Below are 17513 nucleotides of genomic sequence, written 5' to 3'. Positions count from 1 at the left end.
ACGCACCGAAGTGACGCGTTCCAGCGGGATGCGCCGCCAGCCGATAAGATTCCGGACAAGAATCGCGTCAACCGTAAGAGCAATTGCGGCTCTGACTGTGAAACACAGAAATACTACTCCGCCGATGAAGGTGCAGCAAGGAATCGCAATCGCGAGATAATCCGCATCAACCGAGTGAGTGAGGAGCGCCATGAAGCCAGTCAAAGACAGAGCGAATGATATAGCCGCAGTTCCACCATAGGCAACGCGGTCCCATGCTCCGAGCTTCCACTCTCGAAGGACTCCTACTCCTGCCCCATTTTTCATCAGGTCTACCACGCATTCAGAATATCGGGCATGCTTCGCCACCCGTCTTCTCCTGGATCAACAGTAACTCGGAGCGTGAAATGTGGTACCGCAGCCCATTTGCCCGAGAGCTACATTGCCACCGGTAACCAAACGAGTACTCATCGCATCAGGTCTGACTGCATGCCGGGCTCTGCCACCCCTCACGTAGCTGGCTGCATGCCGAGCAAGGGGAGCTGCACCCTTACCCGTGGCCCTGTAATAGCCCTTCCATGCCATTTTCATGCCAGCACCGCCAGCGCCACCCATCGCAATCCCAATCACCGCTCCCTTTGCATTTACAGAGAACCGGTCATTAGCGCGCTCCCATCCTCCGCTGTACGCATCGGCGCCATATTTAGCCGCGACCAGCGCTGCACTGGCAACTACACACCCTCCCAGTGAGGCTACGCACACCAGAAATACACCGGTCTCGGCGAGGCCCCTCCAGTGATCTTTCAGGAAGCGTCCCGTCGCTCTCCCTGCGGACGCCAGGCCGGATACGGTCTTGTTCCAGCCCTTCTTGATGCCTCCGAATATTTTGCCCAAAGTATTCTGGTGATGCTGGCGTTTCTTGGCATCCTTGCGTTCAGCCGCATGGCTCGGCACGTGATGGCCAACCGCCTTTCGATAGGCGGATGAGTTACGGTACCTGTTCCAGGTGCGCCGGTTCTCTGCCTGCAGTGCGCGGTATTTCTTGGTGGCGCGGCCTCGTTTGTTGAGGTAGCCGAGGTGCTGGAGGTGGTGCTTCATGACCTTGGCGTTGCCGTAGCCCTTCTTGGTGGCATCGTCCCAGAGCATCTCACCGGACGGGTCGGAGAAGGTGGACGGGTTGTTGCCGCCGTACTGGTAGGGATTGTGCTGGCGCTGGTCGTCTGCGGCCAGCATGGGGTCGACCGAGAGGAAGCGGCCCAGTGCGGGGTCGTATTCGCGGGCGCCGAGGTGGGTGGTGCCGGTCGGGTCCTGGGTGCCGTCGACGAAGCCGCGGGTGCCGGGCCAGGCGGTTCCGCCGGACGCGGCGCCGTTGCGGGCGCCGCCGAAGGGGAGCTGTTTGCGGCGGGTGACGATCTGGCTGGAGCCGAAGGCGACGGCGATCAGGGCTGTGCCCTGCTGGTCGGGGAAAAGGTAGTGGATTCCCTGGCCGGTTGCCCGGGTGGCGACCGTGCGGCCGTTGAAGGCGTAGTAGCGGGTGCCTGTCACCTCGCCGTCGGAGGTGGTGGTCAGTTCGTTGCCCTCGGGCAGGTAGAGGGTGGCGGATCCGTCGGGGTTGTGCGCCAGGAGGCGGTCTCCGTCGGGTGTGTAGAGGTACCGGGTGGTGGTGTCGTCTTCCTTGACCGATGCGAGGTGGCCTTCGCTGTCCCAGGTGAGGTTCTGGGCGTGGGTTCCACCGCTGCGGGAGGTGGTGTTGCCGGCCGCGTCGAAGTCGAAGGCTTCGGTGCCGTCACCGTCCGCTGCGCTGGAACCGGTGGTGGTCACCGAGTGCAGGGTGTTGGCGCCGGTTTCGCCAGGGGTGCCGTAGGTGTAGGAGCGGACCTGGTCGGTGTCCGAGTCGTTCCCGCCCGCTTGCGTGCCCAGGCTGTGGCGGACCTCGCGAGTGCGGTTGCCGGCCTTGTCGTAGCCGAAGGTCTGCCAGTAGGGGTCGGAGCCGCCGATGTTCTGCTTGTCCGGTGGTGTGGTGCAGGACTGGTCGGGGTCGGCGGTGGTCCAGGCGGCGGTGAGGCGTTGCAGCGGGTCGGTGGTGAAGCACTGGACATCGCGGGTGGCGGCTTCGTCCTGGCTCGCGGTGGCGGCGATGCGCGTGGTGTTGCCGGCCTTGTCGTAGCTGTAGCGGGTGTCCTCGATACGGAGGGCGACCTGCCCGTCGACGGTGTCGCGGGTGAGTCGGCCGGTGTGCTCGTCCCAGTCCCGGGTTTCGTACAGCTTCCGTCCCCGCAGTCCGTGCTCCGTGCGGACCGGATGTGCCAGGGGGTCGTAGGCGGTGTCGTTGACGAGGGGGACACCACCGGCGGACAGGGACGTGGGCAGGCCGTCGGCGGTGAAGCCGGTGGCCATCCGCTCGGACGGCAGACCGCCGGCCGAGGGCTGGTCGAAGCCGGTGCGAGCGCCGGTCTCGGCGTTGTAGAAGTACCGCCAGGAGTAGCTGCCCGCCAGAGATCCTTCGGCGCCGGGAATGGTGACGGTGGTACCGCTGGGCTGATAGCGGTCGGTGTATCCGGTGACGGTGGAGGTGTAGGCGTCGCCGTCGACGTGGCGGACCGTGGAGTCCAACTGGCCCTTGGCTTCCTTGTCGTAGCTCCAGGCCGCCCGGACGGTGTCGCCTTCCTTGCGGGCGGTCTTGCGGCCGAGGGCATCGTAGGTGGTCGTCAGGGTGATGCCGCGGGCGTCGGTGGTCTTGACCGGCTGGTCGAGCGTGTCGTAGTCGATGGTGCCTTTGCCCTTGTCGGGGTCATCGGCACCGGTCTGCCGGCCGCGAGCGTCGTAGGTCCACTTCCAGGTGTTGCCTGCCGCGTCCGTGAAGCGGGTGGGCTTTCCGTGGATGCCGTAGTGGGTGGTCGCCTTCACCGATTCGGTACGGTCGGTGTCGGTGTAGGAGAGGCGCTCGGTCACGCGGTCCTGGATGTCGGTGACCTCGGTGGTGGCGGTGCCGCCCTTGGGCGGGACGACAGTGGTGCGCTCGCCATCGTGCTCGGTGGTGGTGCGGCGGGTCTCGTCCCCGTATTTCTGGTGGATCTCGGCCGTGGTGCGGCCGGCTCCGTCGCGGCGGGTGAGGACGGAGGCAGGGATCTTGGCGTCGTCGCCGGTGACCAGAGTGGTATCCGGCTTGCCCTCCGCGTAGTAGGGGCTGTAGGTCTTCCACTCCTGGCCGAGTGTGTCGTACATCGTCTCGGTCACCACCCGCCCCGTGACGCTGCCGGCAGCCGGCTTCTGGGTTTCCCGCTCACGCAGCAGGCCGTCGTAGAAGGTGTACGACGTGCCGTAGGTGCCGTCACGGCGTAGTTGTTCGGTGGTGACGACGACGGGCTCGTCCTTGCTGACGCGGTAGGCGAACTCGGCCGAGGGCTTGCTGGCGTGCTCGGCCTTGGGCCAGCCCGGATCCCATGCACGGATCGTGCGGCCCAGCGCGTCGTACTCGATATCGGTGCGCTTGCCGTTGGCGTCGACGACGGCGGTGGTGTTGCCTCGCTGCTGGTCCAGGTAGGTGGTCTCGCTGTGTCCCAGGGGGTTGGTGGTGACCGTCTTGCGCGGGGCCTCACCGGCCGTCGGTGTGTAGGCCGTGGTCGACTTGTTGTCCTGGGCGTCGGTGGTGGAGAGTTCACGGCCGTACTGGTCGTGGGTGGCGGTCTTCGTGGTGATGTATCCGGTGCCCTCGCCGTCGTTCTCGTCGGTGCGGGTGACATCCCCCTTGGTCGGTGCGGCATCCAGCGTGTCAGCACCGTCGTAGTAGCTGCGCTCGGTCGATATCAGATCGGCCGGAAGGTCGGCTTCGGTGTCGCACGCGGCGGCTACGGTCTTCTCTTGTGCCACCAGGCCGAGGATGTTCTTGTCCGTGTTGCGTACGTATGTGGTCGTGGTGCACTTCTCGTCGCCGTCCACCGCTGTGTCGCCGGTCTCCGACTCGCTGGTGACCATCCCGTACGAGTCGAAGCTGCGCGAGGTCTCACTCCGGCGGCTCTCACCGCTGCTCAGCAGCTGCCGGGTGGTTTCCTTCCGTACGCCCGTGTGCCGAGCCTCCAATGCCGGCAGTCCGGAACGGTCCTCGCTGGCCGTGGGAGCCGAGCGCCAGGGGATGTAGGAGGTGGCCTCCAGGAGCTTGCCGCCCACGCCGTCGAAGGTGGCCTCCTCCCGGGGCATCCCCGCGAACTCACGCCGGTCGGTGACCTTCGTGCCTTCCGAGTCGGCGACCTCGGCACCGTCGACGCCCCGGAAGTAGCGGGCCTCGGTCCGGGTGGGGACATCGTCGGTGGTGCCGGTGACCGTGCGGACACGTGCGTAGCCGCGCCGGTCACTGTAGGTGCGGTACTTGGCCTTGGTGAACTCGTCCTCGTCCTTCGCCCAGGCCATACCGCCCAGATAGGTGTAGGTCGTCTGTTCGGCAGGGGCGTCGGCGGTGTTGTCCGTCTCGATCACCTGCTCGGCCACATAGGCGTGGAACCAGTCCTGGTAGGGCTCCCAGTCCGCCGCCGGCGCATCGGGCGGTGACCAGATGACCGGGTAGCAGCGCTTGGTGTTCGACGCCGGTTCGGGGAGGGAGCCCGCCTTGCACTCGGGATCGGAGTAGGTGACTCCGACGGTGCCGCCGGTCTCGGTGTCGATGGCGTGCACGCGGTAGCGGTTGTAGGGCGGGATCGGGTCTACGGCACCCTCGACACGGTTGGGCAATTGCTGTCCGCGGAAGGTGACCGCAGGCAGGGTGACCGGTTCGCTGCCGGTGTGCCCGGTACGGGTGATCGACTTCAGCCACAGTGGCGGCGCCGTGCCGTCCCCGGTGGAGGGGAAGGACTGGGCCAGCTTCCAGCTGTCGACCTTCTCGTAGGCGCCGTCCACCAGTGTGGAGGCCGTGATCCCGGTCAGCCGCTTCCGGGACCAGAAGGACGGGGTGGCCTTCCCCGCGCAGTCATCCCCCTTCTTGCAGTACCGGTCGAAGGGCACGTCCGGCCACTTGTCGGCGTTGGACTTGGTGAACTTGCCCGCCGCGCAGTCGAAGGAGTCGGTCTTCAGACAGCGCTCGGAGACGGTGAAGTCCACCTTCGCCGCGGCCTTGGTGCCATAGACGGAGCCGGAGCGCAGGCCGTACTCGACACGCTTGAGGTGGCCGCCGCGTATGTAGCTGGTCGGGGTGCCCTTGCCCGTCGAGTCGTCGACGTTGCGGGCGTAGTAGTTGCTCTCCTTGGCCCAGTAGTAGGCCATCGCGTTCGCGTGCGGGTCGACGACGTAGTCCAGGTTCCACCGCCAGCCCTGCTGGCACCAGGAGTCTTTGAAACCGGAGGCATGGCACGGCTCGCCGGAGTGATTGCCGAACACCGGGGCGGTGAAGACGGAGTCGGTCTCCTGCTTGCCAGTGGACCAGCCCGGAAGGCGGTTGTAGCCGAAGTAGTAGCGCACCCCGTCCGGCGTCGTCACACGCCAGTACTCGCCGTTGTTGTCGCCGTTGTGCCGCTCGGAGGACGCCAACTGTGCGATCCGGGTGCCGTCGTCGTCCTTCTTGCGCCACTCACTTCCGGGCCCGTCTCCCTTGAGTTTGACCAGTTCGGTGGACGAGCCGCCCAGTGACAGGGTGGCGTTGTCCTTCTTCCAGCACCGGTCGCCCACCTTCGAGGAGGGGTTGTTGCCGTCCTTCTTGTCCTCCTCGCACGCGACGTAGCGCCGCTCGACGTATCCGGGGGACAGGCTCCAGCCGTCTCCTGCCCAGTTGGCCTGGTTGTTGGTGGCCGCGGTACGGCCGTCGACAGACTGCGAGGAGTACTCCATCGCAAGGCCAGGCTCCAGACCACCGGGCACCTCAGGGGTTTCCAGGTCGTAGCTCCAGCCGAAGCCGCCGCCCGACTCCCCCGCGGTCCACTTGCCCGAGGGCGACAGCTTCGTCGCCGAGAAGTCGCCGGCCGAACCGGAGGTGTCGGCGGAGACGGCCAGCAGCACCGCACCGCTCTGCGGCATCATGCGTGGCGACGACTTGCCGGACACGCTCTTGGGAGCGGTGGACGCCACCACCGGGTCCGGGGATCTCTCCTCAGCAGCAGTCGCTTCTCCCGCGGCAGCCGCAGGCACCTGCAGCGTCGCGGACAGCGTGGAGTCGTCAGGGTTGTTCACAGCCTTGAGGACCTGGCCGGGTGCGCAACCGTCCGCCCTGGGGGTGGTCAACGCACAGGCCGGCACCCGGCGCAGGTCCAGTCGGGACGCCCAGCCACCGCCGTAGAGATCGCGGAAGCCGGAGTAGTCCAGTTCCAGGCCGATGGTGCGCTTCCCGTGGCTGCCTACACCGGACTTGGGTTCCGCCGTCTTGGGGCTGTCCTTGTGGTCAGGCTCGGTGACGAGGCCACGCACGGCCAGCAGCGGGCCGTCGATGTCGGCGGCCTGGGCCGTCGAACGCGGCAGCACCTGCACCTGCACGCGATCAGGTGCCTTCTCGCTGCGCTTGCCGTCCTTTGACGGACGGGTGAGTGTGACGGGTACCGAACCGGCTTTCAGCCGACGGGGCTTCGAGCTGGTGGAAGGAGTGTCTCCTTCCGTCGTACCCGGGCGGGGCCACGTGCTGTGGTGCGGCTTCCAGGCGTGCTTGGCGGTCTCGTCGGGTTTCGCGGGCTCCTTGCCGTTCACCTGCCGGGTCGGCACCGGATCCACCTCCTGGGGCTTGCGCAGCTCCAGCGACGCGGCGGCCGCGACCGGTCCCCCCAGCAGCCCGGCGCCGAGAGCTGCGGCAAGACCCACGCACACGCTGCGGATTCTGCGTCTGCCACGACCGTGCCTCATCCCGCCCCACCCCTTCACAGGTCCCCCGCATGCCTTCACAAGCACAAAACAGAGGAGACCGTAGCCATGGAGAATTCTTTGTCCAGGGGCAGGGACCGCACTTTATTCATTCGTTATCCGATGGAATCGGAAGGCAACATTCCGCAAGGCTAAATGTCGACGGCATATCCCATATGCCCGCTTGTTCGGTTCGTCGACCTACTCCGACGGTGTTTGAAGTGCACAAACGCAGGGCAGCGCCCTGCGGGGGCTCCTCGCGCTTCGGGGGTCGGGGGGATCAGCGACTCTTGTTTTCATGTCGAATCTCTTGGTGTGGCCGGTTCTCCACGGCCCGACGGGCACATCTGATTTGCGTGAAGACAAGGAAAAGGAAAAGTGATGAGAGAAAGTCACAGACGCCGCCGCAGACCACGCTCCAGACACTCCGGCGGCCTGGGCGCGGTACTCACCGTCACCCTGTTGGCAGCACTGATGGGCACCTCACCACCAGGCGCCTCATCCGCATCCGCCTCGGATGTATCGGACAGGAAGGCGCCGGCCTCCCGGCATACGCCTGAGGAGACGCGGGCACTGACCCAGGCGGCCGACAGCGGTGAGCCGGTCGAGCTGCGCTCGAAGCGCACCGAGTACACCAAGCTCTTCGCCAACCCTGAGGGCGACTTCACCCAGGACACCTACGCCCTCCCCCAAGCAGTCCAGCGTGGCGGTGCCCTGGTCGATATCGACACCGGCCTGAAGAAGAACGAGGACGGCACCTACTCCCCCTCAGCCACCGAGACAAGCATGAAGTTCTCCGGCGGTGGAGACGCCCCGCTGGCAACCGTGACCCGGGACGGCCGCTCCCTGTCGCTGACCTGGCCCTCAGGCAAGCTGCCCACCCCCCAGGTACGCGGCGATTCAGTGACTTATCCAGAGGTCCTCGAGGGCGTCGATCTCACACTCCGGGCCCACAGCACCGGCTTCGGTCAACTGCTGAAGGTCAAGAACAAAGAGGCCGCCCAGAGCACCGAGCTGCAACAGCTCGACTTCAAGCTGTCGACCCAGGGGCTGAAAGTCGACGCAGACGAACACGGCAACCTGCGCGCCCGCAACCCGGTCGGTCAGGAGATCTTCACCGCCCCCACGCCGCGCATGTGGGACAGCAGTACCGACGAAACCGAGGCAACCCCGAAGGTCGCCCGCAGTGCGGGACCGACGACCGAGAGCACCACCGGCGACAGCAGCGGCCTCTCAGGCGACGGCATCGAGCCCAAACCCGGGGCACGCGACGCCACGATGGACGTAGCCCTCAAAGGGGACATTCTCTCCCTGACCCGGACAGCGACGTCCTGACCGGCAAGGAGACGACGTATCCCGTCTACCTCGATCCCAGCGTCTCGGGATCGCGATACTCCTGGACCATCGCCTACAAGAAGTACCCCAACTCCTCCTACTACAACGGCTCCGGCTTCAACGGCGGCACCACCACCGCCCGCGCCGGATACGAGAACTACACCAACGGACTCGGGCGCTCCTACTTCCGCATGAACACCAAGAACCTGTGGAGCACAGACAAGATCGTCTCCAAGTCCACCTTCCGTATCAAGAACACCTGGTCCTGGTCCTGCTCGAAACGGAAGATCGAACTGTGGCGTACCGCCCCCATCGGGCCGGGCACCACCTGGAACAAGCAGCCGACCAAACGCGAGACTCTCGACAGCGTCACCGACGCCAAGGGCTGGGGCAGCGACTGCCCCGCCGGGAACCTCGCCTTCGACACGACCAAAGCCGCCAAGGACGCCGCGGCCAACCACTGGAAGACGGTCACCCTCGGTCTCAAGGCCACCAACGAGTCATCTGTCTACGGATGGAAGAAGTTCGCCGCCAAGTCCGCCGTGCTCTCCACCACCTACAACACCCGTCCCAACACCCCCTCCGGGCTGGACACCTCCCCCGTGAGTACCCGCAACAGCGACGGGTGCGGCGACACTGCTCCCCACGGCGCCATCGGCAACACCGACTTCTTCCTGGGCGCCAAGGTCAAGGACCGCGACGGCGGAACGGTCAAAGCCATCTTCCATCTGTGGCCCACCGGTCACCGCTATGAGGACGACGGCGGCCTGATCATCGACAAGACCGTCTCCATACCATCCGGAACCGTCGCCCGCGCCAAAGTCACCCGCGCCGATCTGAAGCCCTACCTCGATGTCGCGAACGGCAACTTCTCCTGGAAGGTCCGCGCCTACGACGGCAGAGCCTACTCCGGCTGGAACACGCCCAAGGGCGATCCGGGCTGCCGATTCGTCCTCGACCCCGACCGTCCCAGCACCCCGCCCGGGGTGAGCTCATCGACGTTCCCGGACGGCTCAGACGGATGGCCGGCCACGACGGGCGAAGTGCGAACCGAAGGCCCCTTCACCCTCTCGGCAGGCGGCGTCGATGACGTAACCGCCTACGAGCACTGGACCGACTCCAAACCCGACCCCGTCAAGGTGGACGCCCCCTCTGCCGGAGCCGACGCCACCGTCGAACTCACCCCCACCTGGGCCGGGCCCCAGCACCTGTACGTCCGCAGCATCGACAAGGCAGGCAACCGCTCCGACACCCGCACCTACCTCTACTACGCCAACGGCCTGGCCGAACCCGACAAACCCGGCGACATCAACGGCGACGGCAACGCAGACCTGTGGGGCATCGACAAGGACGGCACCCTCCACCGCTGGCAGGGCCAAGGCGACGGCACCCTCAAAGACCACGCACGCGCCGCCTCCGACACCACCTGGAACGACGCCCGGATCACCCACCGCGGCGACTGGACAGGCGACGGCTACGAAGACCTCATCGCCCTCCGTCCCGACGGCCCCGACGGCGAACACCGGCTGTGGCTCCACCCCAACAACGGATTCGGCTTCGCCTGCACCGCCTGCCGCACCGGCGACTACCAGCGCAGCGAGATGACCGTCCAGGACCCCGCCAACAACCACTGGGAGGAAGGCGCCAAACAGATCCTCGCCATCGGCGACATGGACGGTGCCCTCGACCTGGACGGCGACGGCGAACCCGACACCGACAGCAATCCCGATCTGATCGTCAACGACGGAACCAACATCTGGCTCTACTACGGCAGCAGCGACGGCTACCTCGACACCGTGCGAGAGCCCGTGCTCATCGGAGACACCGGAGCCGACAACGTCACCCTCGCCGCCCCCGGCGACTTCAACGACGACGGCCGCGTCGACCTCCTGGCCAGATTCGAGAACTCAGGCGGCAACCTCTACATCTACGACGGCGGCCAACCCGACGGCATCGGCATCGGAAACCCCGACCACCGCACCCGCATCGGATGGAACTGGGGCACCGACACCGTCCCCAAATTCACCGCCGCACCCGACGCCGACAACAACGGCAAACTCGACCTCTGGACCACCACACCCGGCAACGGCCAACTGCGCCTCTTCGCCAACCACACCGCAGACGGCCCCGAGAACATCACCACCATCTCCGACGCCTTCGCCGGATACCGCTCACTGGGCTGACCAGCTCGGCAGAGGCCCCCGAGACCGGAGGCAGGTACGGCCCTCCGGCTTCCGGAAAGCGCCGCTGTCCTGAAGGGGGCGGCCCGAGAAGGGCCGCCCCTGCGAACCAGGCAGCTTGCGCCGGGGCACCAAACGTGCCACCTACAGCAATTCCGACGGCACGTTGCAAGAAATGCTGTGGAATCACACCGTCAACGTGCCTGTGAGCACCTGGACATGCGTGATCACGAGGGGACCGAAAGCCGTGCCGACTCCCCGTCTTCCACAGTCACGCTCGGGAAAGCCGAAGCGGCTCCGAAACGGTACCGCCGGCGACCACAGGCACGGCTCGAACTGAGGGCCTGCACGACGGGACGGGCAAAAATCTCGACCTGTGCAGCAGGCACCGGAGCCGGCTCCCTGGTGGCCGAGTACCACCACATTCCCTGACTGGACGTCAGGTCGAGTCAGCGCAAATCCAGCAACCGGAAACCCTGACCAGCTTCAACTACCCCGACACATGGCGTTGACCTGCACAAACACAAGTCTCGCAACCCTGACCATCCCCGCTTGACGTTCCGGCAGAACTCCACCACATCCACCCGCGAGAAGCCCCTGACCTGCATCAACGCAAGTGAGAGGGGTCCGCTCGAAAGACTCACACGTTGAAGCGGAACTCCACCACGTCGCCGTCGCGCATGATGTAGTCCTTGCCCTCCATGCGGGCCTTACCGGCGGAGCGGGCTTCGGCGACGGAGCCGGTCTCCAGGAGGTCCTCGTAGGAGATGACCTCGGCCTTGATGAAGCCCTTCTGGAAGTCGGTGTGGATCACGCCGGCGGCCTCGGGGGCGGTGGCGTTCTGCTTGATGGTCCAGGCGCGGGCTTCCTTCGGGCCGGCCGTGAGGTAGGTCTGCAGGCCGAGGGTGCGGAAGCCGACGTGGGCGAGGGTGGCGAGGCCGGGCTCTTCCTGACCGACGGTCTGGAGCAGCTCCAGTGCCTCCTCCTCGTCCAGCTCGGCGAGGTCGGCCTCCAGCTTGGCGTTCAGGAAGACGGCCTCGGCGGGGGCGATGAGGGCGCGCTGCTCGTCCTTGAAGGACTCGTCGGTCAGTTCGTCCTCGTCGACGTTGAAGACGTAGATGAACGGCTTGGTGGTGAGCAGGTGCAGCTCGTGCAGCGGCTCGGCGCGCTCGGTGCCCTGGGCGATGCCCGCGGAGAAGAGGGTGCGGCCCTCCTCCAGGATGGCCTGCGCCTCCTGGACGGCCTTGACCTGCGGCTGCTTGTCCTTCTTGACCCGGGCTTCCTTCTCCAGGCGGGGCAGCACCTTCTCGATCGTCTGGAGGTCGGCCAGGATCAGCTCGGTGTTGATCGTCTCGATGTCGTTCTTGGGCGAGATCTTGCCGTCGACGTGGACGACGTTGTCGTCCTTGAACACGCGGATGACCTGGCAGATCGCGTCGGACTCACGGATGTTGGCGAGGAACTTGTTCCCCAGCCCCTCCCCCTCGCTCGCGCCCCGCACGATGCCCGCGATGTCGACGAAGTCGACGGTGGCGGGCAGGACGCGCTGGGAGTTGAAGATCTCCGCGAGCTTGCCGAGCCGGGGATCGGGGACGCCCACGACGCCGACGTTCGGCTCGATGGTGGCGAACGGGTAGTTGGCCGCCAGCACCTCGTTCTTGGTCAGAGCGTTGAAAAGGGTCGACTTGCCGACGTTCGGCAGGCCGACGATTCCGATCGTGAGCGACACGTGGCGACTACTTCCCGTTGCCCCTGGCGGGGGTTCTCCATAGAGGGGTCTCTTGGCGGACAGGCGGCCCGGAGGCCGACCACCCAGTCTACGGGCGCCCCGGACCGCGCTTTCCCGGTGGCGGCCGTACGGGACCGGAGCGGAACCCGGGCGGGATCGGGGCCGGGCCGGTGCGGGGCGCGGCCGAGGGGTTCTGGTGTGGCGGCGGCTGGGGTGCTGTCCGGCGCCGACCGACCGGACCGCGGGGTCGCGCCCCGCGCGGGGTGGGCGATCCGGCGCCGGTACGGCCATCAGGCTGCCGGGCCGCAGGACCCGCCGGGCGGCGCCCCGAACAGCGCGTACGTCGGCACCTGTGGTCGCTTCCGGCGGACCGGGTGGTCATGGTGTGCCGGACCGGCGCCTTTGGCGGAATCCGCGTGTTCATGACGGCCACCGCGGGGCCGGACCGCCTACCGTGGCCCGGTGGAGCAACGCAGCGCGCGCACGACCCAGCACGATCCGTACGGGGCCCCTCCCCCGGGCAGCCGTGCCGAAGGCGGCGGTGCCGCCACCCGGCAGAGCCCGCGGCTTCCGCATCCGGCGGCGCCCGCCCCCGCACCCGCGTCTCCGGGCCGCCGGAAGCGGGCGCAGGCACGGCCCTCCGCTCCGCCGAGAGGCACCTCCCGGCGGGGTGCGGGCAAGCAGGCGGGCGGGCGGCAGCGGGCGGCTCGCAGCGGGGCGGCCCGGCGTGGTGCGGCCCCCTCGGCGCCGCGCCTGACCGGGCTCGGCGTCGGGGTCTTCGCCACGCTGCTGATGGTGCTGATCGGGGGCCTGGTGGCCCTGCTGCCCGGCGGGGCGCCCGCCTTCTACGGCATCGGGTTCGTCCTCGTCTCGATGGCCGCCGCCGTGTGGGTACGGCCGACGGAGCTGTTCACCGCTCCGGTCGCGGTGCCGCTCGCCTACACCGCGGGGCTCTTCTTCGCCGGGGGCGCCGGGGACGGCGTGACGGGAGTGCTCCAGAACGTCTTCACCGGGCTGGCCGTGCATGCGGGGTGGCTGTACGCGGGCACCCTGGCGGCGGCACTGATCGCGCTCGTCCGGAGGACGGCTCTCGCGCTGGAGCAGCGCCGCACCCGGCGGCGTGCCACGGCGGGGTGAGGGCCGCCGGTCGGTGAGTGGGCGGGGGGCCGGGGCCGTACTGCGCCGGCGATGACTCCCCGGTGGGGCCGGTCTGTGCCGTCTCGGCCGACGCGGCGGTACGGCGCACCGCCCGTCTCCCGGCCCGGTCGGCCCGCGGGCCGGATCCGGGCCGGGCGGATCCGGCCCGGGTCTGCGTCGGCTCGGCCCCGCCTCGCCCCGCTTCCGGTCGGCCCGAGGGTCCGGCCGGGCCCGCGGGCGGAGGCCCGTGTCAGGCCCGGGCGCGGTCCGCGGCCTCGGAGCGCAGATCGCGGCGGAGTTCCTTCGGGAGCGAGAACTGCATGTGCTCGTCCACGGGCTTGACGATCTCGACCTCGTCCCAGCCGCGCTGCGCCAGCCACTCCAGGACGCCGTCGACCAGGACCTCGGGGACCGAGGCGCCGGAGGAGAGGCCGATCGTCTCGACGCCTTCCAGCCACGCTTCGTCGAGTTCTTCCGCGTTGTCGACCAGGTGGCCGTCCTCGGCGCCGTGCGTCAGGGCCGTCTCCACCAGGCGTACCGAGTTGGAGGAGTTCTTGGAGCCGACCACGAGGACCAGGTCGGCCTCCGCGGCGACCTGCTTGATCGCGGTCTGGCGGTTCTGGGTGGCGTAGCAGATGTCGTCGCTGGGCGGCGAGAGCAGATTGGGGTAGCGGCCCTTGAGCGCGTCGACCGTCTCCATGGTCTCGTCCACCGAAAGGGTGGTCTGGGAGAGCCACACCACCTTCTCCGGGTCGCGGACCTCGACGTTCCCCACGTCCTCCGGGCCGTCGACGAGCGTGATGTGGTCCGGCGCCTCGCCGCTGGTGCCGATGACCTCTTCGTGGCCCTCGTGTCCGATCAGGAGGATGTCGTAGTCCTCCTTGGCGTACCGCACGGCCTCCTTGTGCACCTTGGTGACCAGGGGGCAGGTGGCGTCGATGGTGGCGAGCTTGCCGCGCTCGGCCTCCTCGTGGACGGTGGGCGCGACACCGTGCGCGGAGAAGATGACGATCTCGCCCTCGGGCACCTCGTCCGTCTCCTCGACGAACACGGCGCCCTTCTTCTCCAGGGTCTGGACCACGTACTTGTTGTGCACGATCTCGTGCCGCACGTAGATCGGAGCGCCGTACTGCTCCAGCGCCTTCTCCACGGCGATCACCGCGCGGTCCACGCCAGCGCAGTAGCCGCGGGGCGCGGCCAGCAGGACGCGGCGGCGGCCCGGAGCGGCGGATTGCGGTGCGGTGGTTTCCGGTGCGTCGTCGGGCCTGCGGGCGGGCGTACCAGTCATGGCTCCATCGTAAAGGCCGTGCTCGCGTCGTTCCGGGGGCCGCCCGCGGTGGCGCGGGCGGCGGAGGCACCCGGCGGGCGTGGGAGTGTCCGAAGGCGGCGCCGGTGTGCGCCGGGGGTGCGGGGGTGCGGGGGTGCGTATGGACGACGGGGGGCGCGACGCGGCCGGGGCGCGTTTGTCCGCTGCCGACGGGGGCGTTCTGCGGCAAGCTGGGCCCATGCCTGGAGCCCGCTCGCGAACGGCCGACATCCTGGGGGACAGCCCGGACGGGGCGCTGCGGCGCAGTCTGACGCTGCGCGATCTGATCGTCTACGGTCTGCTGTTCATCGCGCCGATGGCGCCCGTGGGCATCTACGGTGCGCTGGACGCGCGCAGCCATGGTGTGGTGCCGCTGGTGTACGTGGTCGCGACGGTGGCGATGTCGTTCACGGCCTTCTCCTACGCCCGGATGATCCATACGGTGCCGCAGGCGGGCTCCGTGTACGCGTACGCGCGCGCCGGCCTCGGGTCCGGCGCCGGCTTCGTGGCCGGCTGGATGATGATGCTGGACTACCTGCTCATCCCGGCCGTCGCCTATCTGTTCTCCGGCATCGCCATGGCACAACTGGTGCCCGAGGTGGACCAGTGGATCTGGACTGCCCTCGCGGTGGTGGTGACGACAGCGCTCAATCTCTCGGGGGTGCGCCGCGCGGCAGTGGTCGGATTCCTGGTGCTGGCCATGGAGATCCTGGTGCTGCTGGTGTTCGTGGCGGCCGCGCTGGTGGTGCTGGTGCAGGACGGTCCCGCGCGGGGCTGGCTCTCGCCGGTCACCGGGGACCGCGTCTTCTCGCTGACGGCCCTGCTGAGCGCGGTCTCCGTGGCGGTGCTCTCCTTCCTCGGCTTCGACGCCATCGCGAACTTCGCCGAGGAGGCACGGGCCGGCAAGGGCGACCGCGGCACCCCGGTGGCCCGTGCCCTGGTGTGGTGCCTGCTGGTGACCGGGGTGCTCTTCGTCGTCCAGACCTATCTGGCCGCGCTGCTCTCGCAGGACTCCTCGCAGCGGCTCGCCGACGATCCGGCCTCCCAGGGTGCTGCCTTCTACACCGCGACGAAGGCGGCGGTGGGCGGCTGGCTGGAGACGACGGTGGCGGTGAGCAAGGCGATCGGTGCGGCGTTCGCGGCACTGGCCGGGCAGGCGGCGGCCGCGCGGCTGCTGTACGCCATGGCGCGCGACCGGCGGCTGCCGCGGGTGCTGGCCGAGGTCGGCAACCGCACCGGGGTTCCGGGGCGGGCGCTGCTGCTGAGCGCGGTGCTGACACTGTGCGCGGCGGTGTGGGCCGCGCGGGCCGCCGACGGTCTGGACCGCCTCGTCTCCGTCGTGGACATCGGAGCCCTCTTCGGTTTCGGCATGCTGCACCTGTCGGTCATGGGCTACTACGGGCTCGGCCGACGGGAGGGGCGGCGCCCGGTGGGCGGGACCGCGGCGCCGGGGGGCTCGTCCCCCGGGGGTCCGGCGCCGGAGGGCGGCGCACCCGGCGGCGCGGGGCGGCGGGCGCACCTGCTGTGGAACTGGGTGGTGCCGCTGGTCGGGCTCGGGATCATCGTCGCGGTGGTCGTCACCGCCAACCGCGAGGCGCACTGGGTGGGCCTGGTGTGGCTGGCGCTCGCCCTGCTGGCGCTGGCGGTGCTGCGGCGGCGGGACCGGCGGGAAGCCGCAGCCGCGCGGGATTCCGCGGCCGACTGACCGTCCCGGGCCGTCCCGGGGCGGGCAAACGGTCGGACGAACGGGCGGACAGGCGGAAGCGCGGAACGGCAGGGAGAAAGGGGCCGGGCTGTCGGTGGCAGGGCCTAGCCTTCTGGCATGGCTCTCACCACGTCCGCCGAATCCCCGATCCCCGTCAGCGAGGTCTCGCGGCTGATCCGTGGCTGGATCGACCGGCTGGGCGCGGTCTGGGTGGAGGGGCAGATCGTGCAGCTCTCGCCGCGGCCGGGTGCCGGCATCGTCTTCATGACGCTCCGCGACCCCTCCCGCGAGGTCTCACTCAGCGTCACCTGCTTCCGTCAGGTGTACGAGCAGGTCAAGGACGTCATCGGCGAGGGCGCCCGGGTGGTCGTGCACGCGAAGCCGGAGTGGTACGAGAAGACGGGCCGTCTCTCGCTGCGCGCCGCGGAGATCCGGCCGGTGGGGATGGGCGAGCTGCTGGCGCGGCTGGAGCGGCTGCGGAAGACGCTGGCGGCCGAGGGGTTGTTCGCGGCGGAGCGCAAGCGGCCGCTGCCGTTCCTGCCGCAGCGGATAGGACTGATCACGGGCCGGGCCTCGGACGCCGAGCGGGATGTACTGCACACCGCGCGGGAGCGCTGGCCGGCGGTGCGCTTCGAGGTGCGGAACACGGCGGTCCAGGGGGTCTACGCGGTTCCACAGATCATCGAGGCGCTGAACGAGCTGGACGCCCGGGCGGACGTGGACGTGATCATCGTGACGCGGGGCGGCGGCGGTATGGAGGATCTGCTGCCGTTCTCCGACGAGCGTCTGGTGCGTGCCGTCGCGGCGGTGCGGACTCCGGTGGTGTCGGCGATCGGGCACGAGGCGGACGCGCCGCTGCTGGACCTGGTCGCCGACCTGCGCTCGCGCACGCCCACGCACGCGGCGAAGGACACCGTGCCGGATGTCGGCGAGGAGCACGAGCGGGTGCGGGCGCTGCGGGAGCGAGCCTGGCGGGTGATCAACGGGCAGCTGGAGCGCGAGGAGCGCGGCCTCGCGGAGGTGATGAGCCGCCCCGCCATGGCCGATCCGCACGCCATGGTGGCGGACCGCGAGGAGGGGATCACGGCGTTGCTGGACCGCTCCCGGCGGGTGCTCGACCACCGGCTGGCCCGCGCCGAGGACGCCCTGGAACACACCCTCGCCCGCGTCGTCGCGCTCTCCCCGGCCGCCACGCTGGAGCGGGGCTACGCGGTGCTGCAACGGGAGGACGGCGCCGTGGTCCGGGACGCCGCGGAGGTCGCGGAGGGCGACCGGCTGCGGGCCCGGGTGGCCGGCGGGGAGTTCGGCGTCGCTGTCGGACCGCACGCATAG

Annotated in this window: 8 protein-coding genes; 5 read left to right on the top strand and 3 right to left on the bottom strand. The window is 68.7% G+C overall.

What is annotated here, in order from left to right; genetic code table 11:
- Window positions 1–363 precede the first annotated feature (363 nt).
- Window positions 364–6756, bottom strand: a complete 6393-nt coding sequence (locus ACFYMO_RS15730) for an RHS repeat-associated core domain-containing protein (RefSeq protein WP_388546790.1) — start codon at window positions 6754–6756, stop codon at window positions 364–366.
- Window positions 6757–7251: 495 nt separating this feature from the next.
- Between ACFYMO_RS15730 and ACFYMO_RS15725 the strand changes: the two genes are divergently transcribed.
- Window positions 7252–8124, top strand: a complete 873-nt coding sequence (locus tag ACFYMO_RS15725) for a hypothetical protein (RefSeq protein WP_388546788.1) — start codon at window positions 7252–7254, stop codon at window positions 8122–8124.
- A 191-nt stretch (window positions 8125–8315) separates the two neighbouring features.
- Window positions 8316–10307 carry an FG-GAP repeat domain-containing protein gene (locus ACFYMO_RS15720; RefSeq protein WP_388546785.1) on the top strand — a complete coding sequence of 664 codons (1992 nt, stop codon included), beginning with the start codon at window positions 8316–8318 and terminating at the stop codon, window positions 10305–10307.
- A 637-nt stretch (window positions 10308–10944) separates the two neighbouring features.
- Here ACFYMO_RS15720 and ychF read toward each other — a convergent pair.
- A complete protein-coding gene (gene ychF, locus ACFYMO_RS15715) occupies window positions 10945–12033 on the bottom strand; it encodes a redox-regulated ATPase YchF (RefSeq protein ID WP_388546783.1) in 1089 nt (362 codons plus the stop codon).
- Between the two features lie 462 nt (window positions 12034–12495).
- Here ychF and ACFYMO_RS15710 point away from each other — a divergent pair, with 462 nt between their 5' ends.
- Complete coding sequence (locus ACFYMO_RS15710) at window positions 12496–13170, top strand: DUF6542 domain-containing protein (protein ID WP_019355310.1); 675 nt, start codon at window positions 12496–12498, stop codon at window positions 13168–13170.
- Window positions 13171–13420: 250 nt separating this feature from the next.
- Here ACFYMO_RS15710 and ACFYMO_RS15705 read toward each other — a convergent pair whose 3' ends face one another.
- Window positions 13421–14458: a 4-hydroxy-3-methylbut-2-enyl diphosphate reductase gene (locus tag ACFYMO_RS15705; RefSeq protein ID WP_366773088.1), complete on the bottom strand. Its 1038-nt coding sequence runs from the start codon at window positions 14456–14458 to the stop codon at window positions 13421–13423.
- 217 nt (window positions 14459–14675) lie between these two features.
- Here ACFYMO_RS15705 and ACFYMO_RS15700 point away from each other — a divergent pair, with 217 nt between their 5' ends.
- Both ACFYMO_RS15700 and xseA read left to right on the top strand, forming a co-directional pair.
- Window positions 14676–16181 carry an APC family permease gene (locus ACFYMO_RS15700; RefSeq protein WP_388546778.1) on the top strand — a complete coding sequence of 502 codons (1506 nt, stop codon included), beginning with the start codon at window positions 14676–14678 and terminating at the stop codon, window positions 16179–16181.
- A 117-nt stretch (window positions 16182–16298) separates the two neighbouring features.
- Window positions 16299–17513 carry an exodeoxyribonuclease VII large subunit gene (gene xseA / locus ACFYMO_RS15695; protein ID WP_388546776.1) on the top strand — a complete coding sequence of 405 codons (1215 nt, stop codon included), beginning with the start codon at window positions 16299–16301 and terminating at the stop codon, window positions 17511–17513.

Origin of the sequence: Streptomyces sp. NPDC007025 (genome assembly GCF_042869455.1) — a bacterium.
In the GTDB taxonomy this organism is placed as follows: Bacteria; Actinomycetota; Actinomycetes; order Streptomycetales; family Streptomycetaceae; genus Streptomyces.
The sequence above is the reverse complement of the archived record's forward strand: the minus strand, read 5'-3'. Positions and strand labels throughout refer to the sequence as shown.